General features: G+C 72.9%; 23 protein-coding genes and 1 pseudogene. 11 read left to right on the forward strand and 13 right to left on the reverse strand.

Annotation, left to right across the window (positions count from 1 at the left end; genetic code table 11):
• Positions 1-1,020: an ABC transporter ATP-binding protein gene (locus IGA62_RS10620; protein ID WP_145815204.1), complete on the forward strand. Its 1,020-nt coding sequence runs from the start codon at positions 1-3 to the stop codon at positions 1,018-1,020.
• Positions 1,021-1,122: 102 nt separating this feature from the next.
• Here IGA62_RS10620 and IGA62_RS10625 read toward each other — a convergent pair whose 3' ends face one another.
• The 7 genes from IGA62_RS10625 to folP all read right to left on the reverse strand — a co-directional run bounded on the left by IGA62_RS10625 (position 1,123) and on the right by folP (position 5,735).
• Positions 1,123-1,623, reverse strand: a complete 501-nt coding sequence (locus IGA62_RS10625; RefSeq protein ID WP_145815203.1) for a hypothetical protein — start codon at positions 1,621-1,623, stop codon at positions 1,123-1,125.
• Positions 1,624-1,693: 70 nt separating this feature from the next.
• On the reverse strand, positions 1,694-1,999 hold the full coding sequence (locus IGA62_RS10630) for a hypothetical protein (protein ID WP_091452847.1): 306 nt from the start codon (positions 1,997-1,999) through the stop codon (positions 1,694-1,696).
• Positions 2,000-2,045: 46 nt separating this feature from the next.
• Positions 2,046-3,263: an ABC transporter permease gene (locus tag IGA62_RS10635; protein WP_145815202.1), complete on the reverse strand. Its 1,218-nt coding sequence runs from the start codon at positions 3,261-3,263 to the stop codon at positions 2,046-2,048.
• A 130-nt stretch (positions 3,264-3,393) separates the two neighbouring features.
• The gene (locus IGA62_RS10640; RefSeq protein WP_145815201.1) at positions 3,394-3,927 is read right to left on the reverse strand and encodes a DUF3180 domain-containing protein; all 534 of its coding nucleotides are present in this window, start codon (positions 3,925-3,927) and stop codon (positions 3,394-3,396) included.
• A 19-nt stretch (positions 3,928-3,946) separates the two neighbouring features.
• Positions 3,947-4,474 (reverse strand): 2-amino-4-hydroxy-6-hydroxymethyldihydropteridine diphosphokinase, encoded by a 528-nt coding sequence (gene folK, locus IGA62_RS10645; protein ID WP_091452857.1) that lies wholly within the window; start codon positions 4,472-4,474, stop codon positions 3,947-3,949.
• Complete coding sequence (gene folB, locus IGA62_RS10650; protein ID WP_145815200.1) at positions 4,471-4,836, reverse strand: dihydroneopterin aldolase; 366 nt, start codon at positions 4,834-4,836, stop codon at positions 4,471-4,473. The genes folK and folB overlap by 4 nt, the downstream gene beginning before the upstream one ends.
• A complete protein-coding gene (gene folP, locus IGA62_RS10655; protein ID WP_145815199.1) occupies positions 4,833-5,735 on the reverse strand; it encodes a dihydropteroate synthase in 903 nt (300 codons plus the stop codon). The genes folB and folP overlap by 4 nt, the downstream gene beginning before the upstream one ends.
• 400 nt (positions 5,736-6,135) lie before the next feature.
• On the opposite strand from folP, the gene IGA62_RS10660 reads away from it, so the two are divergent.
• The 7 genes from IGA62_RS10660 to IGA62_RS10690 are packed head-to-tail and all read left to right on the forward strand — an operon-like array spanning position 6,136 to position 14,485.
• On the forward strand, positions 6,136-6,402 hold the full coding sequence (locus IGA62_RS10660; protein WP_377464929.1) for a hypothetical protein: 267 nt from the start codon (positions 6,136-6,138) through the stop codon (positions 6,400-6,402).
• A gap of 13 nt (positions 6,403-6,415) precedes the next feature.
• Entirely contained in the window at positions 6,416-6,778 is a 363-nt protein-coding gene (locus IGA62_RS10665; RefSeq protein ID WP_091452869.1) for a hypothetical protein, read from the forward strand.
• Positions 6,779-6,827: 49 nt separating this feature from the next.
• Entirely contained in the window at positions 6,828-10,172 is a 3,345-nt protein-coding gene (locus IGA62_RS10670) for an ATP-binding protein (protein ID WP_145815198.1), read from the forward strand.
• Positions 10,173-10,176: 4 nt separating this feature from the next.
• Positions 10,177-12,147, forward strand: a complete 1,971-nt coding sequence (locus IGA62_RS10675; protein WP_145821676.1) for an MFS transporter — start codon at positions 10,177-10,179, stop codon at positions 12,145-12,147.
• Between the two features lie 4 nt (positions 12,148-12,151).
• Positions 12,152-12,700, forward strand: a complete 549-nt coding sequence (locus IGA62_RS10680) for a hypothetical protein (protein WP_145815197.1) — start codon at positions 12,152-12,154, stop codon at positions 12,698-12,700.
• Positions 12,697-13,872 (forward strand): M23 family metallopeptidase, encoded by a 1,176-nt coding sequence (locus IGA62_RS10685; protein WP_145815196.1) that lies wholly within the window; start codon positions 12,697-12,699, stop codon positions 13,870-13,872. Before IGA62_RS10680 ends, IGA62_RS10685 begins: the two co-directional genes overlap by 4 nt.
• A gap of 13 nt (positions 13,873-13,885) precedes the next feature.
• Positions 13,886-14,485 carry a hypothetical protein gene (locus IGA62_RS10690; protein ID WP_145815195.1) on the forward strand — a complete coding sequence of 200 codons (600 nt, stop codon included), beginning with the start codon at positions 13,886-13,888 and terminating at the stop codon, positions 14,483-14,485.
• Between the two features lie 5 nt (positions 14,486-14,490).
• Here the strand turns inward: IGA62_RS10690 and IGA62_RS10695 are convergent, their stop codons facing one another.
• Complete coding sequence (locus tag IGA62_RS10695) at positions 14,491-15,051, reverse strand: hypothetical protein (RefSeq protein WP_145821675.1); 561 nt, start codon at positions 15,049-15,051, stop codon at positions 14,491-14,493.
• A gap of 213 nt (positions 15,052-15,264) precedes the next feature.
• Here IGA62_RS10695 and IGA62_RS10705 point away from each other — a divergent pair, with 213 nt between their 5' ends.
• Together IGA62_RS10705 and IGA62_RS10710 are read left to right on the forward strand one after the other, a co-directional pair.
• Positions 15,265-18,345 (forward strand): FtsK/SpoIIIE domain-containing protein, encoded by a 3,081-nt coding sequence (locus IGA62_RS10705; protein WP_232624945.1) that lies wholly within the window; start codon positions 15,265-15,267, stop codon positions 18,343-18,345.
• On the forward strand, positions 18,342-19,067 hold the full coding sequence (locus tag IGA62_RS10710; RefSeq protein WP_145815193.1) for a hypothetical protein: 726 nt from the start codon (positions 18,342-18,344) through the stop codon (positions 19,065-19,067). Before IGA62_RS10705 ends, IGA62_RS10710 begins: the two co-directional genes overlap by 4 nt.
• A 19-nt stretch (positions 19,068-19,086) precedes the next feature.
• On the opposite strand, the gene folE is transcribed toward IGA62_RS10710, so the two are convergent.
• From folE to hpt, 3 genes are all read right to left on the reverse strand, one after another.
• Complete coding sequence (gene folE, locus IGA62_RS10715; protein ID WP_091452896.1) at positions 19,087-19,752, reverse strand: GTP cyclohydrolase I FolE; 666 nt, start codon at positions 19,750-19,752, stop codon at positions 19,087-19,089.
• Between the two features lie 38 nt (positions 19,753-19,790).
• Positions 19,791-21,872 carry an ATP-dependent zinc metalloprotease FtsH gene (ftsH, locus tag IGA62_RS10720; protein ID WP_232624946.1) on the reverse strand — a complete coding sequence of 694 codons (2,082 nt, stop codon included), beginning with the start codon at positions 21,870-21,872 and terminating at the stop codon, positions 19,791-19,793.
• Positions 21,873-22,356: 484 nt separating this feature from the next.
• A complete protein-coding gene (gene hpt, locus IGA62_RS10725) occupies positions 22,357-22,932 on the reverse strand; it encodes a hypoxanthine phosphoribosyltransferase (protein WP_088981737.1) in 576 nt (191 codons plus the stop codon).
• A gap of 154 nt (positions 22,933-23,086) precedes the next feature.
• On the opposite strand from hpt, the pseudogene IGA62_RS10730 reads away from it, so the two are divergent.
• Positions 23,087-23,675, forward strand: a pseudogene (locus tag IGA62_RS10730) (helix-turn-helix domain-containing protein); the annotation flags it as partial.
• Positions 23,676-23,723: 48 nt separating this feature from the next.
• Here the strand turns inward: IGA62_RS10730 and tilS are convergent.
• Positions 23,724-24,788: a tRNA lysidine(34) synthetase TilS gene (gene tilS, locus IGA62_RS10735; RefSeq protein ID WP_145815192.1), complete on the reverse strand. Its 1,065-nt coding sequence runs from the start codon at positions 24,786-24,788 to the stop codon at positions 23,724-23,726.
• Positions 24,789-24,799: 11 nt separating this feature from the next.
• Complete coding sequence (locus IGA62_RS10740; RefSeq protein WP_145815191.1) at positions 24,800-25,864, reverse strand: zinc-dependent metalloprotease; 1,065 nt, start codon at positions 25,862-25,864, stop codon at positions 24,800-24,802.
• Positions 25,865-25,943: the final 79 nt, after the last annotated feature.

A 25,943-nucleotide genomic window follows, 5' to 3' on the forward strand; every position in this document is an offset into this window, starting at 1 on the left:
GTGGACGTTACCCCGGACCCCGAGCCCGTCGCCGACCGCGCGACCGACCCGGCCGGCGGCGCCGCGTCGATCACCCTGGACGGGATCGGCAAGCGCTACCCGGACGGCACCGAGGCGGTTCGCGACCTGAGCCTGGAGGTGAGGGCCGGCGAACTCGTGGTGCTGATCGGCCCCTCGGGCTGCGGGAAGTCGACCGTGCTCCGGATGATCAACAGGCTGGTCGAGCCGACCTCCGGTCGGGTCCTCCTCGGCGACGACGACGTGACCCGGGTCGACCCGGTGGCACTGCGCCGCCGGATCGGTTACGTGATCCAGAACGTCGGCCTCTTCCCGCACCAGACCGTACGCGCCAACGTCGGCACCGTGCCCCGGCTGCTCGGCTGGTCCAAGGAGCGCAGCCGGCGCCGCACCGACGAGTTGCTGGAGCTGGTCGGGCTCGACCCGGCGCAGTTCGGCCACCGCTACCCGCACGAACTCTCCGGCGGGCAGCGGCAGCGGGTCGGGGTGGCCCGCGCGCTGGCCGCCGACCCGGTGGTGCTGCTCATGGACGAGCCGTTCTCCGCCGTGGACCCGATCGTGCGGACCCGGTTGCAGGAGGAGTTCCTCCGGTTGCAGGCCGAGGTGCGCAAGACCATCGTGCTGGTCACCCACGACCTGGACGAGGCCGTCCGGCTCGGCGACCGGATCGCGGTGCTCTCCGAGGGCGGCCGGCTGGAGCAGTACGACACCCCGGCCGCCGTGCTGGGCGGGCCGGCGTCGGACTTCGTCCGTGACTTCGTCGGGGCCGACCGGGGCATCCGCCGGCTGGCGGTCACCCCGGTCACCCGCGGCACGCTGCGCCCGCTGGCCGGCGCGGACGGCGCGGACCTGCCCCGGGTCCGGTTGGGTGGCTCGGCGTACGACGCGCTGGCCGTCCTGCTGACCTCGGCCGCCGACCGGGTGGTCGTGGTCGACGACGAGGGGCCGGTCGGCGTGCTGAGCCGTCAGCGGCTGCTCGACCTGGGCGGACCGGAGCACTGACCGGCCGCACGGCCGCAGGCACCGTGGTCAGGCCCGGCCGCAGGCACCGTGGTCAGGCCCGGCCGCAGGCACCGTGGTCAGGCCCGGCCGCAGGCACCGTGGTCAGGCCCGGCCGCCGAGGCTGGCGACGCCGACGATCCAGCCGGCGAAGAAGCCGTACGCAGCCCCCGTGCCGGCGGCCTGCACCGCCGTGAACAGCGACGAGTCGGCCCCGAACAGGGAACTGAACAGTGCGGCGAAGCCGGCCGCGAAGACGTACGCGCCCCAGCCGGAGAAAAGCTGACTGACCAGTCCCGCCGCCGGCGCGGTCTGCGGTCCCGGCAGCAGGTAGAGCAGGGTCGCGGCCAGCACGACCAGCAGCAGCGCCCGCAGCCCGTCGGTGAAGAGCGTCTCGACCGGACGGCCCGAGTCGAATCGCCAGCTCGGCCAGGCGAGCAGGCGCAGGAACCAGCCGGAGGCCGAGTTCGGATCCGTGTTCTCCCCGGCCCACCGCCCGTAGGCGGGACTGCCGCAGACGGCGACGAGGACGAGCGCGGCGAGGGTGCCGGTGCCCGTCGCGGTGCTCCGGCGACGGTCGAAGCCGGATCGGCTGGTCAACGACATGCCGCGACCAGTTCCCGGTCGACCGGGAAAGGCAAACCTGAGGGCAGGTCGCTTCACCGGGCGGGTGGGTTCAGTGCTTCATCAGGTAGTCGATGAAGGCGGCCCGCAGCAGCGGCGCGGACTCCTCGTAACCGTGGCCGGTCAACTCCCGCCACAGTGCCGCCGCCTCCTCGATCGTCGGCCCGACCGAGTTGGGCGCGCCGTCGAGCACCGCCGCCTCGTCGGCATCGGGCAGGTGCCGCAGGACGGACCAGAAGAAGGCGACGTCCCGACGCTCCCTGGCCCGGGCGAACGCCTGCTCACGCAGTTCCTCGGTGGAGAGCGCGTCCAACTCGGCGAAGGAACGGCCCGCAGCCGGCGACGATGATTCGGTCATGCGGCGAGCCTAACCGGCGAGATCAGCATCGGCGCATCGAGTCGGGTCACCGACGGTCACCGCGCCACCGGTCCCGCCCGCCGTCCCAGCGCCCCCACGGGTCGACCGGGTCGTCGGTGGAGCGGGCCGGCAGCACCGGAGGCCAGGCACCGCCGTACGTACCCGTGCCCGTGCCCGGCAGGGTCCAGCCCGAACTGGTCGTGGGGTCCCCACCCGGGCCTGGTTCGACCCTCTCCTCGGTCACCGCCCGTGTTCGCCCGTACGTCTCGACCATGCGGGTGACGACCAGGCCGACCGCGAGCGCCGGCCCGGCCACGGCCCAGCGGCTGATCTCGTGGCCGACCGCGTCGACGTACGCGAAGAAGAGGCCGGCCAGGACGACGACCAGCATCGTTCCGCTCACCCCGCCGCGCCGGCCGAAGGCGCTCGTCCCGCCGAGCAGGGCCATGCCGACGCCGAGTGCCGTCCAGTCCAGACCGGGTTCGGGTACGACCCGGTCGGCGCCGTTCGCCGCGAGCAGCACACCGGCCAGCATCGCCAGCACCGTGGACCCGATCAGCGCGCCACCGGTGACCAGCGCGGCGACCACTCCCCGTCGCCGCGCCGGATCCTCGACCGGCCGGAACCGGCCCACCAGCCCGCGCACCGACCGGATCGCGCCGAACAGGCCACCGAGGACGGCGACCGCCAGGAAGCCGGCGAAGAGTTGGTAGGCACTGTGCCGGGGGTCGTAGTGGGCCTGGACCAGCACCGGAACCTGCCGGCGCTCGATGTACACCACCAGCCCGGCCGCGGCGGCCAGGCTGGCCGCCCAGGCGGGCACGTGCAGCAGCGCCACGAACATCGCCAGGACCAGCCCGCCGAGGGCGGCGGTCACCACGGCCGGCACGACCGCCTCGGTCACCCCCCGGTCGCCCTGCTCGGCGAAGTGCAGGGCGGCGGCCACCGCGACCGGACCGATCGCCAGGTTCGGGGCGGCGGTGCGCAGGCTCAGCCCGGCCGCGAGCGCGATCAGGCCGAGCCCGACCACGCCGACGAGGAGTTCGCGGAGTCCCTCGCCGCGCAGGGCCTGCGGATCCTGGAGCCAGAGCAGCAGGCCGAGGACGCCCACCGCGCCGGCGAGGACGACCTCCCAGGCCACGTGCACGGCGATCCGGTCGGGGCCGGGCTCGGCCGCGCACGGCGGTTCGGGGACGACGGTCGGGGCCGGCCCGGACTGGTCCCGATCGACGGACTCACCCCGGCCCGGCTCGTCGTACCCCATTGACGCACGCCTCCCACGGTGGCCGACCGGCCCGGCCGCAGGGCGTACCGGAACGCGTGGACCGGCGTCGGCCTTGACTACCCGGTCGCAGGCACCGTACCCGCGCCCGGGCGAAGACGTAACCCCGTGATCAATGGATGTGCCGGTTCTCCCGGTCGTCCGGCTCGCGTTCGTCGTCCGGCCGCTCGGGCACGCGGCAGGAGCGTTCCAGCCAGAGAGCCGCCGCGACCAGCGCCAACGAGGCCGCCATCCCGGCCAGGGCAGCCGGCCGGTCCTCGGTCGCCGCGCGGGTGCTCTCCACGAAGAGCCAACCGGCCAGTCCGGCGTAGAAGCCGGCGAAGATCGCGCCGGCCAGCGCGGACGCCTTCGCCAGCACCACGAACCGGGCCACCATGAGCGGGTTGACCGGGTCCCGGCCGGGCCTGCGCTCGATCCGTCCCCTGGTGTTGACCGCCGCGTAGCCCTCCAGTACGGCGAGCCCGGCCAGGGTGACCACCGGCAGCCAGGGAAGCTCCGGCAGGGAGCCGTAGAAGAAGCTGATCAGCAGCCAGGCCAGCGCGGCGGCGGCGAGCCCGGCCACCAGCAGGGTGGCGGGTCGGGTCGGGCCCATCCGGTCCCGATCGGGTGCCGGCCCGCGCGGGGGTGGGGACTGTGGCACGGTCATGCCGCCCGGCTCCGCTGGGTCATGCCGTCGACTCTAACGTCAGTTCCGGTCGGGCACGCAGTTCCAGGGCGTCCCCGGCGACCGGCTCGGCGGTGAGCAGGTCGGTGAGCCAGCCGTGCCCCGGCAGCCGCCCGTAGGGCTGGATGTCGATCCACGGGCGCAGCACGAACGCGCGCAGGTGGGCGCGGGGGTGGGGCAGGGTCAGCTCGGGGTCGTCGCTGAGCACCGGCTCGCCCGCGTCGTCCCAGACGGCCACCACGTCCACGTCCAGCGTGCGGGGTCCGAACCGGCGCTGCGGGTCACGACGGCGCCCGGCCGCCCGCTCGGCATCCCGGGCCCGGTCCAGCCAGTCACGGGCGGAGGCGGTCGGGGCCTCCGCCAGCAGCACCGCGTTCAGGTACGCCGGCTGGTCGGTGTCGCCCCAGGGCGGGGTCTCGTAGACCCCGGAGACCACCCGGACGGCCTCGCCGAGGTGGGCCACCGCGGCCCGCAGGTGGGCCAGCCGGTCACCGAGGTTGCTGCCCAGGGAGAGCACGGCCCGGGTCACCGGGGACGCGCCCGGGTCATGGTCACCGCCACGTCGGTGAAGGTGTGCGGCACCGGCGCCTCGGGCTTGTGGACGGTCACCGTGGCGGCGGTGACCCGGGGGTCGGCCAGGCAGACGTCGAGCAGCCGGGCGGCGAGGGTCTCGATCAGGTTGACCGGCTCGCCGGTGACCACGGCGACCAGCCGACCGGCCAGTTCGCCGTAGTGGACGGTGTCGGTCACCGCGTCGGAGCGGGCCGCCGGGGCGAGGTCGAGTTCGAGGACGGCGTCGACCACGAACTCCTGCCCCTGCTCCCGCTCGAAGTCGTAGACGCCGTGCCGGCCCCGGGCCCGCAGCCCGGTCAGCGTGATCCGGTCGCTCATGCCGTTCCCTCTCCCCCGCGCTCCGGAGCGCTTGTGCCGTCCGACCCACGCCCCACCGGTGGGACCAGTCGGGGCCGACCGCTGGCCCGCCACACGGCCAGCGCGTCGACCGTGCCGCGTACGTCGTGCACGCGTACCCCCCAGGCGCCGGCCGCCACCGCGAGCACACTGGTGGCGATGGTCGCCGCCTCCCGGCCGCCGGTCGGCCGGGGTTCGCCGTCCGGCCCGGCGAGCAGCCGACCGAGGTACGACTTCCGGCTCGCGCCGAACAGCAGTGGGAAACCCAGGCTCAGCAGCTCGGACAGGCGGGCGGTGAGTTCCCAGTTGTGGGCGGCCGTCTTGGCGAACCCGAGGCCGGGGTCGACGATGATCCGGTCCGCCGCCACCCCGGCCCGCAGCGCGTCCTCGACCCGCCCGGCCAGTTCGGCCCGGACGTCGGCCACCACGTCGGTGTAGGTGGCCAGGTCGCCCATGCCCCGGGAGTGGCCGCGCCAGTGCATCAGCACCCAGGGGCAGCCGGCGTCCCGGACCACGCGTGCCATGTCCGGGTCGGCCAGGCCGCCGGAGACGTCGTTGACCACGGCGGCACCGGCGGCCAGCACCGCCTCGGCGACCCGGGCCCGGGTGGTGTCGATGCTGACCGGCACCCCGGCGGCGGCGAGTTCCCGGACGACCGGCAGCACCCGGGCCGTCTCGGTCGCCGCGTCGACCCGGTCCGCGCCGGGACGGGTCGACTCGCCGCCCACGTCGACCAGGTGCGCGCCGGTGGCGTGCAGCCGCACGCCGTGCCGGACGGCGGCGTCGACGTCGGCGTACCGGCCGCCGTCGGAGAAGGAGTCGGGCGTGACGTTCAGGACGCCCACCACCACCGGGCCGTCCGCCCCTACCAGATCGGTCACCGCTGCACCGTACCCGCCACGCCGTGAGCCGGGCGCGGGCCGGGCCCGGGCCGCACGGCCACGACGAGGGAATTGGAACAGGTGTACGATCGGTCGACAGGTACGAAGCGGGCATACTCTTCGCCGCTTGTTCCAAAGAGGGGCGGCCCGTACGCTTTGGAATTGCTTCGGCACCGAGGCGACCGAAGCCCGGAGGGAGGACCAAAGCGGGGAAATCCGCCCAAAGCCTGCCACCTAGCGTGGTGGAGCACGGACGCAGCGTCAGCGACGACGCGGCCCGGACCACACAGTCCCATCAGGTTCACCCGAGTACCGCAGCGGCTACGCCGGCCGCGCCATGGGGAGGTTTCCAGTGATCGCCACAGAGCTCGTGGACACGGTGTCGACAGCTGTCGCCCCGATGGTCCACGCCCTGGCGTCGACCCCGCTCGCCGAGCCGGCCCCCAAGGGAATCGACACCGACGGTGTCGTCACCTTCTTCGCCAGCAAGATCGCGCCCATCCTCCTCGCCGTCCTGGGCGTCATCTTCATCGGCCGGGCCAGTCGGGGCGAGGTCTCGAAGGTGCTGACCAGCTCGGCCATCGCGATCGTCGGGCTCGCCTTCATCGCCGGCGCCGCCACGCTCTTCTTCGTCGGTGACTACCTGATCGAACTGATCTTCGAATAGGCGCGGGCACGAGATGCGGCTGCGCACCGACGACGACATCTACCGGGCCCGCCTGGTCTACCTCGGCCCGCCCGGGTACACCCTTCCCGTTCACCTGCCGTACGCGCAGTACGGCCTGTTCATGCTGCTCGTCCCCCTCTACATGTTCATCCACTGGTTGTTCACGCTGAAGGTCGAGCTCTTCCCGGCCTGGGAGATCGCGCTCGCCATCGTGACGACCTCTTTCATCTTCCGGCACGTCGATCCGGACCGGCCGGCGCGGATGGTGATCCGCACCGCGCTGACCGACTGGCGGCGCACCCGGGAGCCGGCGGCCGAACTGCGCGACCCGCGCCTGGTCGGCAGCCGGATCAGGATCCGGGAGGAGCTGGCATGACCGGGCGTACGCCGAACAGACGGTCGAGTGATCCGGGTGAGGCGATCGAATGAACCGCTCGTCGACGCCGGGGCAGCAGTCCCCGGCTGGACATCAGACTGCCCCGCACAGTCACCGTGCGCGCTCGTTCGACTACCCGCAGGACGACCCGTCGGGCGAGGTGAGCATCGATCCGGCACTCGCCACCACCCCCGGGCACGGCGGGGTCGGGGTCTTCCAGGCCCCCCGGCCGGTCCGGGGCCGTCCGACGCCACCGGCTCCGGAGAGCGCCCCGGCGGGTCCCGCCCCGGAGAGTCCGGACATCGACTCCCCGTTCCTCGATCTCTTCGGCGGTACCCGGCCGGGCGGCACCCGGCAGCCCCTGACACCGCTGCGGCGTCCCGGGCGCGATCCGCTGCCGATCCCGCACCAGCCCGCCGCCCCGCCCGTGGAGCCGGTGGCACCCCGGACGCCCCCGGCAGCCGTGGAGCCGCCCCGAGCTGTCCCGGTGCCGCCCCGCACCCGGGCCGTACCCGTCGACGAGACGCCCGTACCGGCTCCGCCGGCCGTGCCGGTTCCTGAGCCCGGCCCAACCGCCCCGGTGGCGGCGCTCACCGAGCCCGAGCCGCCCGCGGTGCTGCCGCGCGTACCGGAACAGCCGGCCGAACGCCTGCCCGTCGCCCGGCCACCGGCAGAACCGGCCCCGGCCGCCGCTCCGGTGGACGCCACCGACGGGGAGACACCGTCGAGCCACCGTCGGGTCCCGCCCCGACAGCGTTCCGTCGAGGGTCGGCGGGAGAAGCACGAGAAGTCGGCCAAGCCCACCCGGCCGACCCGGATCCGGCCGCCAAAGATCAAGTTCGGTGACCGGGACCCCTCCGTCGAGCTGGCCATCACCGAGATCGCCGGACACCTGACCTTCACCCCGAACACGGTCACCGCGTGGTACTGGCTGCCCGAGGTGCGCTGGGCGTTCCGTCCCGACGCCGAACGGGAGGCCCTGCTCTCGGCGATCTCCGAGCAGTACGCGGGTCTCGCCGGGTTCCGGATCCACCTGCGCCGCACCACCCGGCCGTTCCCGGCCGACGAGTGGGCCCGCACCATCGACTCGTACACGGCCAAGCCCCTGCCGGACGTGCCCGGCACTCCGGGCTGGGCCGACCACCTGGTCGCCGCGCAACGGCACCTGCTCTCGGTCAACCACGCCGAGGGGCAGACGTACCTCGGGGTGACCTTCGCCCGCCGGTCGTTGGGCGACTCGCTGACCGAACGCCTGCTGCGCGCCTTCGGCCGCGGCACCGCCGACGGTGAGCGACGCAAGTTGGGCCGGACGGTCGAGCAGTTCGACGAGGTACTCGCCGCGTTCGGCATGCGCGGCCGGCGCGTCACCGCCCAGGAACTGGAGTGGCTGCTCTACCGCTCCGTGGCGCTCTGCATGGCACCGCCCGGGGCCCTCTCCCCGGTCACCAACGGACACTGGGAACGCGGTGACCTGCTCGCCCTGACCGAGCAGGTGGAGCGGTACCGCACCCCGTACGGCTCCACGGTCAAGCTGGTCAACCGGATGACCGGCGAGGAACGGCACGTCGCCGTGCTCGCGGTCGGCCGGATGGAACCGCTGGAGATCCCGGAGAAGCACGAGCCGTGGCTGCATTTCCACGAGCGGCTGCCCTGGCCGATGGAGATCTCCACCCGGGTCGACATCCTCGGCTCCGGCGACTCCTTCCGTAACCTGGAGCACCGGCTGCGGATGATCCGCTCCCAGCAGCTCGACTACGCCGAGCACGGCATCGACGCCCCGCCCGAGCTGGAACGACTCGCCAAGCGGGCCCTGGTGATCGGCGACGAGATGACCACCGGCCTGCCGGTCGACTCGGCCCGTGCTCACGGCTGGCACCGGATCGCCGTCGGCGGCCGGACCCGGGAGGAGTGCCTGGAACGGGCCCGCCGGCTGGTCCAGCTCTACTCGCGCGAGCTGCGCATCTCGCTCCAGCACCCGAAGAACCAGGACTGGCTGGCCCGGGAGTTCATCCCGGGCGAGCCGATCGCCAACACCGGATACGTCCGCCGGATGCCGGTCAACCTGCTCGCCGCCGCTCTGCCGCAGGCCGCCTCCACGGTCGGCGACCGGCGGGGCGACCTGATCGGCCGGACCGCCGGCACCTGCCGCCGGCCGGTCTTCCTCGACCTGCACTTCCCGATGGAGGTACGGGAACGCTCCGGGCTGGCCGTGTTCGTCGCCGAGCCGGGTGGTGGCAAGTCGACCCTGCTGGGCGCGCTCGGCTACCTGGCCGCCCGCCGGGGCGTCCAGGTGACCCTGCTCGACCCGTCCGGCCCGCTGGCCCGGTTGTGCAACATGCCCGAGCTGCGGCCGTACTCCCGGGTGCTCAACCTGACCGGATCCGAGCACGGCACGCTCGCGCCGTACTCGCTCATCCCGACCCCACTGCGGACGGAGTTCGTCAGCGGACCGGCGGGTGACCGGGAGTTCGAGATCGCGGTCTCCAACGCCCGAGCCGAGCGGCGCATGCTGGTGCAGGACATCTGCATGATGCTGGTGCCGCCCCAGGTGGCCCGGGAGGCCTCCACCGCCACCCTGTTCCGGCACGCGGTACGCCAGGTGCCGGCCGAGGAGACGTCCACCCTGGACGACGTGGTCGCCTGCCTCGGGCAGCTCGACGACGACGCCGGCAAGGAACTCGCCAACCTCCTGTTGGACACCGCCGAGATGCCGCTGGCGCTGCTCTTCTTCGGCCGGCCGCCGGAGGGGCTGCTCGGCGCGGACGCCGCCCTCACCGTGATCACCATGGCCGGGCTGCGCCTGCCCGACCTCAAGATCGAGCGGGAGTACTGGTCGGCCGAGGAGTCGTTGGCCCTGCCGATGCTGCACACCGCGCACCGGCTGGCGGTGCGCCGCTGCTACGGCGGCTCGATGTCCTCCCGCAAGCTGGTCGGCCTGGACGAGGCCCACTTCATGGAGGGCTGGCGCTCCGGCCGGTCGTTCCTGGTCCGGCTCGCCCGCGACTCCCGGAAGTGGAACCTCGCCGCGCTGGTCGCCTCGCAGAACCCGCGCGACATCCTCGGACTCGACGTACAGAACCTCGTCTCCACGGTCTTCGTGGGCCGGATCGCCGAGGACGCCGAGATCGCCTCCGAGGCGCTCCGGCTGCTGCGGGTGCCGGTCAACGACGGCTACGAGGCGACCCTGGCCTCCCTGTCGGCCGCCGACGCGTCGTCGGCCAGTCGACTCGGGTTCCGGGAGTTCGTCATGCGCGACGTCGACGGCCGGGTGCAGAAGGTCCGGGTGGACGTCTCGTACGTCGACGGGCTGCTCGAGCACCTCGACACCACCCCTGCGGCGGTCGCCACGAACGCCGCGAACCTACCGAGCATCCTCTCGGACCTGGAGGCGTGACATGGTGGCGAGGGCCCCGGCACGGATCGCGGCACTCCTCCTCGCCGTCGGCGTACTCGCGATGGCCACGATCGTCTGGCCCGCGGTCGGCGCGACGGCGGCCCCACCCCCGGCGGCCCAGGCCCGGGCCGACCTCTGCACCACGCAGGAGTGGCAGGCCGACTTCCGCGCCTGCGTAGCGAAGCTGGAGAACGTCAGCGAGGACACGGTCAAGTGCCGCAACGCGCCGACTCCCGGCACACCGGACTCGGGACTGGCCGGTTGGTTCGCCGCCCGGCCGGAGTCCTCCACGAAACCCGGGCCCAAGGGGCTCTACAGCGACTACGGCTACGCCGGTTACAGCTTCAACACGTACGACATCGACACGGGCTGCGCGTCGTCCGTGCTGCACCCGGACTACCGGTTCACCACAATGGTGGCGAACGGTGAGTTCATGCTGGCCAACGCGATCATCGGCGCCTCGAACGCGCTACGCGAACGAGCCTGGGAGCCCCGGTCGATGTGGGGCTGGGCCGACCCGTTGGTGGAACAGGCCACCAAGGCCGTCTACCAGAAGGTGTTCAGCGTCTTCGGGATCGTCACCCTCTGCGTGGTCGGGCTCTACCTGCTCTGGCGGTCCCGACAGTCGGACATGAGCAACGCGATGACCACGGCCGGTTGGGCACTGCTGGTGATGGTGACGGTGACCGCGCTGGCCGCTTGGCCGGTGAAATCGGCCAACATCGCCGACGGCACCCTGGTCACCACCCTCGGGGTGGTCCACGACGCGGTCGGTCCCGCTGCGAAGGATATTCCTCCCGACAAGTGCGTCCTGCCCAACCCAGAGGCGTGCAAGGACAACCGTCCGCCCGCGGTGCGCGGCAGTGACACGGCCACCGAGTCGCTCCTCTACCGCAACTGGTTGCGGGGGGTGCTCGGGTCGGCCGACAGCGAGACCGCCAAGAAGTACGGACAGGCGCTCTACGACGCGAAGTCGCTCTCCTGGGACGAGGCCGAGAAGCTCCGGCAGAACCCGGCGACGCGGGGCGCCACCATCGACGCCAAGCAACAGCAGTGGGCCCGGGTCGCTGAGCAGATCAAGAAGGAGGACCCGGAGGCGTACGAGTACCTCCAAGGGGTCCGCGACATGGACCGGGTGGGCGCGGGCTTCATCGCGGTGCTCGCCGCTGTCCTCTTCGCCATGTTCGACCTGATCGCCTCCCTGCTGGTCCTCCTCGGTTTCCTGCTCTTCCGGTGGGCGGTGATCGCGGCACCGATCCTCGGCACCATCGGTCTGATGCGTCCGGCGAGCGCGGGTCTCCGACGCCTCGGCAACGCGGTCGTCGCAGCGGTGTTCAACATCGCCATCTTCGGCACCGGCGCGGCCATCTACCTCTTCGCGGTCGACCTGATCATGAGCACGCCCACCCTGCCCGGCTGGCTCCAGGTGGTTCTGGTCTGGCTCTGCGGTGTGGTGGGCTGGCTGCTGCTGCGGCCGTACCGGCGGATCACCCAACTCGGCGGCGGGCGGGAGAGCGGCGAGGCGTCCGGCCCCGGTGGTTCCTGGCACCGCCGGTTCTTCCGGGACATGCGTACGGCCGCACGGCTGGAGGAGGCCGAGGCCGGCCACCGTGCGGACTCGGCACCGGGCCGGAAACGGGGAGCAGTGGTCGAGCAGACCCGGCTCCGGCCGGAGTCACGCCGGGAGGACCCCGCGCACGGCCCGACGCGCACCGAGACCCTCGCGGTCGCCGGAACGGAACCACGGGAACGCCCGGACGGTCGCGAACGCGCGGACGAGACGGTGGCCCGGGACGAGCCGCGTCGTACCGAGCGGACCACCACGCCGCCGCGTCCCCGCCGGGCACAGACCACCTGGACGGAGCCGGACGTGCCGGAGGAGAGCCCCTCCTTCGTGATCTACCGGCCCGGCTCGACGGAGCGCACCCCCGCTCCCACCCCGCAGGCTCCTCGGGTACGTACCGAGGCGAGGTGAGGACGTGCGACGGGCGATCGAGTTCCTTTTCACCCGGGTGCTCCGGTCCCGAATCGGCGTGGCGCTGGGCATCGGCATCCTGGTCCTCGGGGTAATCGGAGCGGCTCGGCTGGTGTCCGGCCCGGTCGACCCGTCCACCGGGCTCAGCAACCGACCGGACCGGCCGATCACCACGGTCGACCCGAATGCGGGAGACGACGGTGCGATCGCCACGGCCGCACCGCCCTCCCCGGTCACCCGCCCTGGTGCCCCGAAACCGGAGGAAGTCGCCGACCGTTTCGTCAGAGCGTGGCTCGGCGGTCGCGACATGACCAGCGAGGAGTGGCTGGCGACGATCCGCCCGCTCGCCACACCCGTTCTGGTTCAGAAGTTGACCGGAGCGGACCCGGCCGGAGTACCGGCGGAACGGACCACCGGTCCGACCACCCTCCGGCCACGGACCGAGTCGTTCGTCGAGGCACTGGTTCCCCTGGACACCGGACAGCTGCGGCTGGAACTCGTGGCACCGGAGGGACGCTGGCTGGTTGACGTCGTGGACTGGGAGCGGGCATGAGCGACACCACCCGGAAGGCCTCGCCCCGACGGCAGGTGCGCGTCGGGGCACTGGCAGCAGCGTTGACCGCATCGATGGCGTTGCTCTGCTGCACGGGCGGAGCCGGCGCGTTCTTCCTCACCGAACTCGGTGGCGAGACCGATCAGATGATCAATGCGGGGGCGTTGAACTGTGGTACCGAGAACACCGTCGACGTGACCGGGGACATGCCCCGGTTCAGCGAGTACGGCGAGCGTCAGCTCCGTAACGCGGCCATCATCATCAAGGTCGGACAGGACATGGAGCTACCCCCACGGGCCTGGGTGATCGCCGTCGCCACCGCCATGCAGGAGTCCGGGCTCCGGAACCTGGCCAACAGTACGGTGGCGGGTTCCAACGACATCCCCAACGAGGGGGTCGGCTGGGACCACGACTCGCTGGGCCTGTTCCAGCAACGTGCCGGATGGGGCACGGTCCGTCAGCGGATGGATCCCGCCTACGCCGCCCGGAAGTTCTACGAGAAGCTGGTCAAGGTCGACAACTGGCAACAGCTCCCGCTGACGGTGGCAGCCCAGAAGGTACAGATCAGCGCCTTTCCGGACGCGTACGCCAAGCACGAGGAACTGGCCAGCAGGATCGTGGACGCGCTGGCCGGCGGAGCTGCCCGGACGGTCCAGATCTCCGGAAGGAAGGTCTGCGATGCGGCGGCGGGCGGCGAGATCGCCGCGTCCGGTTGGACGGCGCCCATCCCCGGCGGGGTCGGCTCGGGATTCCGCACCGCGGAGCGGCCCAAGCACAACGGCGTGGACATCGCCGCTCCCAAGGAGACCAAGATCCGCGCTGCCGCCAGCGGACGGGTGCTGGTCGCCAGGTGCGACCCCGACAACCGGGAGCGGCTCAGCTGCGACGAGGACGGCTGGCCGAACAAGGGCGGCTGCGGTTGGTTCGTCGACATGCTGCACGCCGGCGGCTACATCACCCGTTACTGCCACATGCTCCACAAGCCGCTCGTCGTTCCCGGGCAGATGGTCGAGGCGGGCGAGGTCATCGGGGAGGTGGGCAGCAGCGGCAACTCCTCCGGCCCGCACCTGCACTACGAGGTGCACGTCAACGAGGACCGGAGCAGTCGCGGCGCCATCAACCCGGTGCCGTTCATGAAGGAGCGGGGTGCCCCGCTGAAAGGCGCGGCGTGAGGCGTCGAATCCCATGACCGGTCCACTTCCAGACCCCTTCGCCGGTCAACCCGACTGGGCCCCGCTTCCGCCCCGGCCGATTCGGTTGGCGCCCGCTACCGGGCTGGTCGATCTACGCGGGCGGCGGGTCGTGATCGGGCTGCCCGGCACGGGTTGGCGCGGGGACCTCCGCGCCGATCAGCGGGTGGTGCAGAACAGTCGGACGTACGTTCCGGTGATTCCCGAGAACGAGTGGTACCGGGCTGAGTCCGAGCAGGTGGAGGTGTTCGCGCCGCTGGTTCCGGTGGAACGGGTCTGGGTGGAGACCCTGGGAATCCGCCCCACAGCCGATGCCCCACACGACCCGACACCGCGCATGGTCTCGCTGGATGCGCCGTCGCGCCGGCCGCCGACTCCGGTCTTCGAGGCCGATGCGGTGACGGGCCGACGGGTCGTCCACGTGGTCGGTCCGGCCGAACGCCGTGATCTACGCGCCGTCACCGAGCCTTACTCCGGCCCTGACGGGGACATCTGTGTACGGGTGACCGCCGAACTGGACTGGTACCGCTGGGCTTGGCGCGGCCAGCCCCCGACCACCCTCGAGGTGCCCGTCCACCTGCTCTGGATCGAGTAACCCGATCAGCCAACCTTGGCAGCGCCGCACACCCGCCAGTCGCTCTCCTCACGGGTGATGAACTGCCAGGACTGCCGATCGCTCTGGCTAATCCCGTCCACGAACGCGGAGATGGTCAGGTCAACGACAACTTCAGCCTGCTCTTCCCTCTCCTGGACCGTAAGCCCACCCCACTTCACGGAGAAGGTGGTCCCAAAGCGCTTCTCACGGGCTTCCAGGTCGGTCCGGAGTGCGCGCAACTCAGCTACCCCGTCCGGCCCCTGTCCACAGATGAAGAGGTCGGCTCGTGCGTCGTTGCGGTCCACGAGAAAGGCACGCAGGTAGTTGTCCACCACGACGTCGGGAGCACTTCGGTCGGGGGCGCTGGCGCGGCTGTAGAGGATGTAGACGGTGGCGGCTGCGCTCAGACAGACCACGGCAAGTACGACACCCGCCACCGTCAGGGCCGTCCGCAGTCGACGGCGCGGCGGCACCGGAACCGGCTGGGCCGGGGGCGGCGCCAGATCCTCCTGCGGGGCCCGCTGCGCCGGTACGCGGGACACCTGGGAACCGGCGGGGGGCTGCACTGATTCCACCCCCTGAGGCTATCGGCTGGACGCCTCGTACCCAATGCCCCGGAAGCCGCCGATCTTCACCTGACTCGTCCCGCTTCGCCGGATCGACACGGTTCGCGATCTCCCTGCGCGCACCGCCGTCGCACATCCCGGACCGCCACCCCGACCTGGGATACCGTCTCTGCTCGGGGAGGTTCTACCGGCCTCGGGAAGAGAGGTGGACGGGTGGCCAACATCAAGGGGCCCGCCAGCCGTGCCGCCGCCCTGCACCGACGGGCCGCCGCAACCACGGCCGCCGCCGCCACCATCCTGGACGACACCCGTCCGGTCCCCGCCGACCAACGTCGACAGTACGAACTGGCCGACCGGCTCCGCCGGGCGGCGGAGGCGTTGGCACCAGGCTGGGCGGGTGCCGCACTGGACTCGCTCACCCCGGACGTACCGCCGTGTGACGAGGTGCCCCCTTTCGTCCGGGTCGGTACCGCCGCCCCGCTCGACGACGCGCGTTTTCCCGCCCTGGTGCCCCTGCCGGGCACCGGCCACCTGGTCATCGACACCGACGTCAGTGACCCGCGCGTCGCGGGTCTCCTCCGCGCCGTTCTGCTCCGGCTGCTGGCTGCCTCGCCTGCCGGTTCCCTGCTGGTTCGCGCGGTCGACGGCGCCACCGGCACACCGCCCCACGTGTCGGCTACGGCACCTACCGGAACACCGCCCCGCGTATCGGCTACGGCATCCACCGCAGCCACGGCGGACACGCCGGCCACCGGAACGCCTGGAGTGACGTCAGACCCGCCCGCCGAGGGGCGACCCGGGCCGACGGCCGATCCGCGCGTCACCGGGGGGCCCGGACCGACGGCCGACGGAGCCGCCGACGACGGCCCCCCGGCACCCACCGAGTCCGCCGACGGCAGTGCCCGGGCGTCAACGGGGCCCGAAGGAGACAGCGCCCCGGAGCCTGCCGGCCCGGCCGGTGGCAGTACCCGAGCACCGAGTGGCTCCGGTGGCCTCCCGACGCCAGTCGGCTCCGGCGGCACGGGAACGGTCGCGGAGCGGACCAGCCAGACCTTCGCCGGGTTCGCCCCGCTCGCCGACGCCGGTCTGCTGCCGCCACCCGCCACGGATCCCGCCGGCCTGCGGGCGGTGCTCAGCGAGGCCGAGCAGTGGGTGGCCTCTGGCACTGCCCGGCAACGCCGGCACGACCGCACCATGCTGCTGGTGATCGCCGCACTGCCACCGGGAGTCGAGTCGCACGACCTGGCACGGATCGAGGCACTGGCGCGGTGCGGGCACCGTGCCGGCCTGCACCTGGTCGTCGCCGGTTGGCCCCCCTCGGCGGCCAGTCACCCACCGCCGGCGAGCGCCACCAGCACCAGCACCAGCGGGGACGGTACGACCCGGTCCCGCGCACCCGACCCGGCCATCGTCCCCACCGCACCGGACGCGACCCGCACCGGCGTGCCGACGCTGCCGTACGCGACGAAGATCGCGATCCGCAACGCGTACGCCCTGCTGGGCGACCCGCCCGGCACCTCGTTCGCCGGCCCCGGCGCGGATCCGCCGACGGGTCTGAACTCTCCGGTCCTCGTCGAGGACGACCCGCCGGCCGGGTTGGTCGAGGCGGTCTGCCGTCGGCTGGCCCGACGGGTGGCCGCCGGTGCACAGCTCACACTCGCCACCCTCCTGCCCCCCGCCGACGCGCCCCGCTGGGGGACTAGTTCCGCGACCGGCCTCGCCACGGTGGTCGGCGACGCGGACGGACGGACGGTGACCCTCGGCCTCACCGAGCTGACCCCGCACTGGCTGATCAGCGGGCGGGCGGGCAGCGGACGGGCGGACTTCCTGACCAACGTGCTGTTCGGCCTCGCCGCCCGGTACGGACCGGACGAGCTGATCCTGCACCTGGTGGACCTGGCCGACGGCGAGTCGTTCACCGAGTTCCTCCAGACCCGGCGGGACCGGTCGTGGGTGCCGCAGGTCGCGACGGCCGCGCTCGCGGCCGACCGGGAGTACGTGCAGTCACTCTTCGGCCACCTCGAAGCGGAACTGCGTCGGCGCGAGGAGGCCGGACACCGCGCCGGTGGGCAGCGCTTCGTCGAACTGCGCCAGCACCAAGCCCTGCCCCGGATCGTCTGCGTGATCGACAACGTGTCGCTGCTGTTCCGGGACGGCCGCCCCGGACACCGCCCGGGTCAGCGTGACCGGCTCGGCGTCGACCTGGCCGGACGGTTGGAAACCCTGGCCCGCGCCGGTCGGGCGTTCGGGATCCACCTGGTCCTGGCCGGGGAGGGTGACCTCGGTCTCGCCGCCGGAGCCGCCTCCCGGGACTCCGTGCTCGGCCAGTTCCCGGTACGGGTGGCGTTACCGGGCGGCGGCGCGGTGCTGGAGCCGACCAACGACGCCGCCGCCGGTCTGGCGGTGGGCAGCGCGGTGGTCAACACCGCGGGCGGGCTCGGCGGCCCGCGCGGGGCAACCCGGGGGCACGAGCGGATGGTGCGTTTCCCGGATCCGCTCGACGATCCGGCCTCGCTCGCCGCGCTGCGGCGCGACCTCTGGGCGGCCCGGCCCGCCGGGTCGTCCCCACCCGTGGTCTTCGCCGGTTACGCCCGACCGGTGCTGCGTAACGACCCCTGCTACCGGGCCGCCGAGGCCGGGCGGGCCCGCACGCCGGCCGCGCTGCTCGGTCGGGCGGTGGACGTGTCCCGGACGACGGTGTCGGTGCCGCTCGTTCCGGTGGCCGGTCGCAACCTGGTGGTACTCGGCACCGGCCCGGAGTCCGCGTCGTTGCTGGCGAGCGTTGTCCGGAGTGTCGCCGCGCACCACCGGTCGGGCAGCGCCCGGTTCGTCGTCGCCGCGTTGACCAGGAACGCGGGGGACGTCGCCACCGCTCTCGCCGCCGAGCTGGCCGCCCGGCACACCGTCGAGGCGGTCGACCTGTCCGGCCTGCTCGCCGTCCTGGACGACGAGCGACCCGGCTACCTGGTGCTGTTCGGGGCGGACGGTCCGGGCGGAGTGCCGGACGGGCCGCTGCGTGCCCTGCTGCGGGACGGCCCACCAACCGGACGGCACGTGCTGGGCTGGTGGCGTTCGGCATCGGCCTTCGGCGCGCTGCTCGATCCGGATGACGGGGTCGGCAAGGTGGCGTCGGTGGTGGTGGTCGACGTGCCCGCCAACCAGCTGACACCGATCGTCGGGCGCCCGGTGCAGTGGTCACCCCGGCCCGGACGGGCGCTGCTCTGGGACGGGTCGGACGGGTCGGGCACGGTCCTGGTCCCGTTCGCCACCGACGGGGACGGGGAGGCGGGATGACCGAGGTCAGGAGCACGCCGACGCAGCGGGTCGCGCCGGAGGAGCCGCCCCCCTCCGATCCGGTCGCCGCCGCGTGGACCGACTACCTCGCCGCCGCGCGGCAGCTCGACGGGGTACGCCGTGGCGCGGCCACCGCCGCGGGCGAGCAGGCCCGGTCGGTCCAGGCCGCCCGGGAGGAGCTGACCGTGGTACGGGCCCGCCTGGCGGCCCAGCAGTCCCGCCTCCGCGAACGGGGCGTACCGGCGATGGCGCTGGTGCCGTCCCCGCCCGAGGTCACGGTGGCGGCCCGGTCGATGGCGGCCGGGCCGGCGGCGGTGCTGACGGCGCTGCGGACCGCCCGGGAGTGTGCGGACGCCGCCGACGGCGTGCTCGACGCGCGTGGGTGGGTGGCGGTGGTCGGGGTCTGGCGCGCGTCCCGGCCGGAGGGCTGGCCGGACCGGCTGCGGAACCTTCTGGTCTACGGGCCGCTGGCGGTGCTGGGGCCGGTGCTCCAGGTCGTCCTCGTGCTGACCGGTTCCGGGGCGCGGATCGCGCTGGCGGTGCTGCTCGGCCTGGTGCTGCCGGCGGTGGCGTTCGCGGTGGGCTGGGTGGGCGTGGGCCGTTTCTTCCGTCCGGGTCCGGACGGACGGCTGGACCGCACCCCCCGCTTCGGCGTACTGGTGTGCGGGGTCCCGGCGGCGCTGTGCACCGCCGGGATCCTGGTCGCCGTGCTGACCGGTTGAGTCGTGGCGCGACCCTCGGTCAGCGGCGGATGATCAGGGCCATCGCCTCGGCGCGGGACTTCGCGTCGCGCTGGAGGGTGCCGCGCACCGCAGAGGTGATCGTCTCTGCGCCGGACTTCTGGATGCCCCGCATCGCCATGCACATGTGCTCGCACTCGAGCACCACGATGACGCCACGCGGAGCGAGCCGCTCCATCAGCAGGTCGGCGATCTGCGAGGTGAGCCGTTCCTGCACCTGCGGCCTGCGGGCGAAGACCTCGACCAGCCGGGCCAGCTTCGACAATCCGGTGATCCGCCCGTCCGGGCCGGGAATGTAGCCGATGTGTGCGCTGCCCCGGAAGGGGAGCAGGTGGTGCTCGCAGAGGCTCATCACGTCGATGTCCCGGACGAGCACCAACTCCTCGTGGTTGGCCTCGAAGGTGGTGGTGAGCACCTTCTTCGGGTCGACCCGGAGGCCGGCGAAGAGTTCGGCGTACGCGCGGGCGACCCGGGCGGGGGTCTGGAGCAGTCCGTCGCGGTCGGGGTCCTCCCCGACCGCGATCAGGATCTCGCGTACCGCCTTCTCGATCCGGCCGAGGTCGACGGCGTTCTCCACCGGGAGGCCGGTGAGCTTGCCGTTGATCAGGCGGGCGGCGAGGTAGTCCAGGGCCTCGTCGCCGTCGGGCTCGGTGGACGAGGCGGCCAGCGCAGGATCGTCCTGGCTGGCCGCCTGTTCGCGCGGGTTCAGTGGGTACCGTCCGAGCTGTTCGCGGAGCCGCCGAGGTTGTGCGGGGCGGTGCCGAGGTTGTTCGGGGAGGCGCCCAGGTTGTTCGGCGAGGTGCCGCCGCCGACCGCGGCCCGGACACCGTCCGCCTCGGCCTGCGCCTTCAGCGCGTCCTGCTCGGCGGGGGTGAGCACGGGCGGCTCGGTGGAGGGCTGCCGCTTGCCGAAGCCGTTGTACGGCGCCATCGGCGGACGCTTCACCACCCGGTGACAGATCCGGGCCATGTCGGCGGTGGAGAGGGTCTCCTTCTCGATCAGCTCGAGGACCATGGCGTCCAGGACGTCCCGGTACTCGACCAGGATCTCCCAGGCCTCGTCGTGCGCCAGCTCGATCAGTGCCCGCATCTCGCTGTCGATCTCGGCGGCCACCGCGTCCGAGTAGTCCCGCTCGTGGCCCATGTTGCGCCCGAGGAACGGCTCGTCACCACTGGTGCCGTACTTGATGGCACCGAGCTTCGAACTCATGCCGTACTGCGTGATCATCGCGCGGGCGAGCTGGGTGGCCTTCTCGATGTCGTTGCCGGCGCCGGTGGTCGGCTCGTGGAAGACCAGCTCCTCGGCAGCCCGGCCGCCGAGTGCGTAGGCGAGCGTGTCGATCATCTCGGCCCGGGTCTGGGTGTACTTGTCCTCGGTGGGCAGCACCAGGGTGTGCCCCAGCGTCCGGCCGCGGGACAGGATCGTCACCTTGTGCACCGGCGCGGCGTGCGGCAGCGCCCAGGCGACCAGCGCGTGCCCACCCTCGTGGTACGCGGTGATCTTCTTCTCCTGGTCGCCCATCACCCGCGTCCGCCGCTGCGGACCGGCGATGACCCGGTCGATCGACTCCTCGAGCGAGTCGTTGGTGATCGCCCGCTCCTCCTTGCGCGCGGTGAGCAGGGCGGCCTCGTTGATGACGTTGGCCAGGTCGGCGCCGCTGAAGCCGGGGGTCCGGCGGGCGACCGAGTCGAGGTCGACGTCGGGCGTGAAGGGCTTGCCCTTGGCGTGCACCCGGAGGATCGCCTTGCGTCCCTCCATGTCGGGCGCGTCCACCGGGATCTGCCGGTCGAACCGGCCCGGACGCAGCAGCGCCGGGTCGAGGATGTCCGGCCGGTTGGTGGCGGCGATCAGGATGACGCCGCCCTTGGTGTCGAAGCCGTCCATCTCGACGAGGAGCTGGTTGAGCGTCTGCTCGCGCTCGTCGTGGCCGCCACCCATACCGGCACCACGGTGCCGACCGACCGCGTCGATCTCGTCGACGAAGACGATCGCCGGGGCGTTCGCCTTGGCCTGCTCGAAGAGGTCACGGACGCGGCTGGCACCGACACCGACGAACATCTCGACGAAGTCGGAACCGGAGATCGAGTAGAACGGCACTCCGGCCTCGCCGGCGACGGCGCGGGCGAGCAGCGTCTTACCCGTACCGGGAGGCCCGAACAGGAGCACGCCCTTGGGGATCTTGGCACCGAGGGCCTGGTACTTCGTCGGGTTCTGCAGGAAGTCCTTGATCTCGTGCAGCTCCTCGACGGCCTCCTCGGCCCCGGCCACGTCCGCGAACGTGGTCTTCGGGGTGTCCTTGGTGATCATCTTCGCCTTGGACTTGCCGAAGTTGAGCACCCGGGAGCCGCCACCCTGCATCTGCGACATGAAGAACAGCAGCAGGAGCACGAGCAGGGCGATCGGAAGCAGGTTCACCAGCAGGGTGACCAGGACGCTGTCCGACGACACCTCGGTGTCGGCCGGACCGGTGACCCGGTTGGCCGCCTTGGCCGCGAGGACCTGCTCCCAGACTCGGTCGCCGACCTCGTACGGGAACTGCGCCTCGATCTTGTCGGTGGTGGTGTCACCGAACTTGGCCTTGTCCTTCAGGTCGATCTGGAGCGTCTGCTCCTTGTCCTGGAAGACGACCTTGTCGATCTGCGCGGTGTTGAGCCGGTCGAGTGCGACCGACGTGTCGACCTTGTGGTAGCTCGGGCCACCCGTGAACAACTGACTGAGCAGAATCGCGCCGGCGATCACCAGGATGATCCAGACCACCGGGCGGCGGAAGAAACGCGTACGTTCCATACTGTTGTCGAGCGCCGAGGCGCCCGGACCCTCCTGATCGACGTCCTGACCGTCTGATGGCTGTTCGCCGCCGAGGCGGCGGCCGGAGCCGCCGTTCTTCGGGCTGGCCTCGGCCCCGAGACGCGTAATCGCCGCGTCGCGGTCATTCGACGGTACACCGTGCGGACGACGAGCGAGCTCGCGAGGGCCGCAGTCGCGCACCGCCGGCATGACTCGGCGTGACCGACGGCTCCGTCAGCTCCTCACCATCCACCCGGGTCCCGGGCGAGAGCCGGCGTGACGTCGGCACCGCTCCCGGTCGCCGACCGGTGGTCGACGGCCCGGTCGCGGGACTGCTCCCACGCCACCGGACCACCACGGTAGTCCCGATACCTGGGAGTGCGCTGTACGTCCACTCGATGTCCACCGATATCGCCTGCGCTGCGGGCAGCGGCGGCGGCCACCGACGACGGGTCGACCACCGGGGCGGGTCGACCCGGGGCGGTCAGGAGCGGGCGTAGACCTGGGGCTTGAGTACACCCACGTAGGGCAGCTCGCGGTAACGCTCGCCGAAGTCGAGGCCGTAGCCGACGACGAACTCGGTCGGGATGTCGAAGCCGACGTACTTCACCGGGACCTCGACCTTGACCGCGTCGGGCTTACGGAACAGCGCCACCACCTCGACGCTCGCGGCCGAACGCGACTCCAGGTAGCGCAGCAGCCAGGAGAGGGTCAGGCCGGAGTCGACGATGTCCTCGACCACCACCACGTGCCGGCCGGCGATGTCGCGGTCGAGGTCCTTGAGGATCCGGACCACACCGGACGAGGTGGTGCCCTGGCCGTACGAGGAGACGGCCATGAACTCCAGCTCGGCGGGGGGACCGTGCCGCCCGAGCGCCCGGGCGAAGTCGGCCATGAACATGACCGCGCCCTTGAGCACGCAGACCAGCAGCAGCCCGTCCTCGACGTCGGCGTAGTCCGCCGAGACCTGCTTGGCCAGCTCAGCGGTCTTCTCGCGGATCTGCGCCTCGGAAATGATCACGTGGTCGATGTCGGCGTCGTACCAGGAGCCGTCAGCCATGCCCCCTAGCCTGCCGTACGCCGCCCGGTCGCCGTCGGCGGGGCCGCCCCTTTTCGCGTGTCCCCGCCGACGCCCCGGCAGCGGTGCCGTCCGACCCGTCCGCCGGGGCCGGTCCGACCCTCACCCCGACCCCGCAGCCCAGGCCGAACGCTAGGTCCCTGCGACGGTGCTCGCCGCGCCGCGCCGGGCCGCCGACCGTGGCGCGTACGTGTTCAGCGTCTGCTCCGGTGCCTTCGTGCTCGGCCAGGCCGGGCTGCTCGACGGCCGCGACTGCACGACCCACTGGCGGCACGTCGACGACCGCCAGGAACGCCACCCCCTGGCCCGGGTCCGGTGCAACGCGCTCTACGTCCAGGACGGTCCACTGCTGACCAGCGCGGGCACCGCCGCCCGCATCGACGCCTGCCTGCACCTGATCCGGCAGGAGCACGGTTCCGCCGTGGCCACCCGGCTCGCCCGCCGGATGGTCGTCCCGCCGCACCGTGACAGCGGGCAGGCGCAGTACGTCGAGACGCCGATCCCCAGGGCGCCGGACCGGCACCACCCCGCACGACTGGCTGACCAACCAGCGGGTGCTGCTGGCCCGCCGGCTGCTGGAGGAGACCCGGCTCAGTGTGGAGGCGGTGGCCGGGCAGGCCAGCTTCGGCGACGCCGCCACCCTGCGACACCACTTCACCCGCCGGGTCGGGGCCACCCCGGCGGTCTACCGGGCGACCTTCCGGGACCGCGTTCCCACCAACTGAGAGCCGTCGGCGCCGGTCCGGTGGCCGGCTACGTCGGGCAGGGGCAGGTCAGGCCAATACGAGGCACCCGTCGCGGCGGGTGACCCGCAGCGCGCCGGGCAGGTGCACGGCCCCCTGGCCACGCCAGTCGGTGACGAGCGCGTCGAGCGCGGCGACGTGCCGGTACGACAGCGCCGCCGCCGGGGCACCCAACTCGCGAGCCCAGGCGTGCAGCACCCGGGTACGCACCGCGGGCGCGAGCCCGGCCAGCACCGCCACGACCAGCCCACCACCGTCCGGGCGGCCCCCGGCCGCCCCGCCCGCTCCCGGACCGTCCCCGTCCGCCTCCGCGCGGTCCCCGGCGGGTCCGCCGGTCGGCACCCGGGCGGCGGCCAGCGCGGCGGCGGCGAGGTCGTCGAGGACGGCCGTGTCGGCGGCCACCAGCCGGGCCGTCCGGGCGAGGTTCTCCAGCACCCCCGGGCCGAGCGCCGCGACCAGCACCGGCAGCACGTCACTGCGGACCCGGGCCCGGGCGTACGACGGGTCGACGTTGTGCGGGTCCTCCCACGGCGTGAGCCCGAGCACCGCACACGCCCGGCGGGTCTGCTCCCGGCTGACGTCCAGCAACGGGCGCAGCAGTGGCACCCCGGACAGGTCCCGGCGGGGCGGCATCCCGGCCAGGCCGCGTGGCCCGGAGCCCCGGGCCAGGGCGAGCAGCACCGTCTCCGCCTGGTCGTCCCTGGTGTGACCGGTGAGCAGGGCGCTTGCGCCGTACCGTCGACCAGCCTCGGCCAACGCCTGGTAGCGGGCCTCCCGGGCGGCGCCTTCCGGACCGCCGGGACGGCCCGCGACGTGCACCCGGACGGACTCCACCGGGGCGAGCCCGGTCCGTTCCGCCCACCGGGCCACGGCGGCGGCCCGTTCGGCGGAGCCGGTCTGGAGCCCGTGGTCGACGGTGACCAGCCCGGCCGCGCGCCCCAGGCGGGGTGCGACGAAGGCGGTGGCCGCGGCGAGGGCGAGCGAGTCGGCACCCCCCGAACAGGCCACCAGGACCGGACCGGAACCCGGCAGGCCCACGAGTGCCCGACGGACGGCGACCCGGACCGCGGCTACCGCCGGCGCGAGCACGGCCACGGCCGACGGGATCAGACCGTCGGCAGCGGCCCGGCCGGACCGTGCACCCGGGCCACCCAGGCGTCGGGGTCGCCCAGTTCCTCCAGACGGGGCAGGGTCAACGGGGAGCTGAAGATCCGGTTGAAGCCGGCCATGCCGACCCGTTCGACCACGCCGTGTACGAACTTGCGGCCCTCGGCGTACTGGCGCATCTTGACCTCCACCCCGAGCAGCCGGCGGATCGCCTTCTCCAGCGGGTTGCCCGCCTCCCGGCGCCGGTTGAACCCGGCCCGGATCCGCTCCACGCTCGGGATGACCTCCGGGCCGACGCCGTCCATCACGAATTCGGCGTGCCCCTCCAGCAGGGTCATCAGCGCCGTCAACCGGTCGAGCACCGCACGCTGGGCCGGCGTCTGGACGATGTCCAGCACGCTGGCCCGGCTCTCCGGGTCCTTGATCGCGTCGGAGAGGGTGGCGACCCCCCGCCGCAACCGCTCCAGCAGGTGCTCGCCGCCCTGGGAGGCGTCGACGAAGGCCTGCACCTCGCCGAGGAAGTACGCCCGCATCCACGGCACGGCGGTGAACTGGGTGCGGTGGGTCACCTCGTGCAGGCAGACCCAGAGGCGGAAGTCGCGCGGATCGGCCTCCAGTTTCCGCTCGACCTCGACGATGTTCGGGGCGACCAGGAGCAGCTGGCCCGGGTCGGCGGAGAAGACCTCGTACTGGCCGAGCACCCGGCCGGAGAGGTAGGCCAGCACACTGCCGGCCTGCACCCCGGTCAGCCGCGAGCCGATCGCCTCGGTGAGCGCGCCCGGCTGTTTGTCGCCGGAGAGCCGGCTGACCAGCGGGGTGATCACCTCACGCAGTCCGGCGATGTTGGTGGCCGCCCAGTCCCGGCGGTCCACCACCCGCACCGGTGGGTGCGTGACCTGCGCACGCAGGCCGGTGTACTCGGCCACGTGTTCGGCCGCCTCGTCGGTCAGCCGCCGCAGCTCCCCCACCACCTCGGTCGCCTCGGCGTACGAGACCCGGGGCCCCGACTTGCCCAGTGCCCCCGCGGTGGCGGCGGCCAGATCCCAGTCCACGAACTGCGCCATGCACCCCACCGTACCCGCGTCGGTACACCCCCACCCCGGCTCGCGTCGCCGCCGGCCGGGCCGGGCGACGGGAATGTCC

Source organism: Micromonospora sagamiensis, assembly GCF_014680085.1.
GTDB classification, from domain to species: Bacteria; Actinomycetota; Actinomycetes; order Mycobacteriales; family Micromonosporaceae; genus Micromonospora; species Micromonospora inyonensis.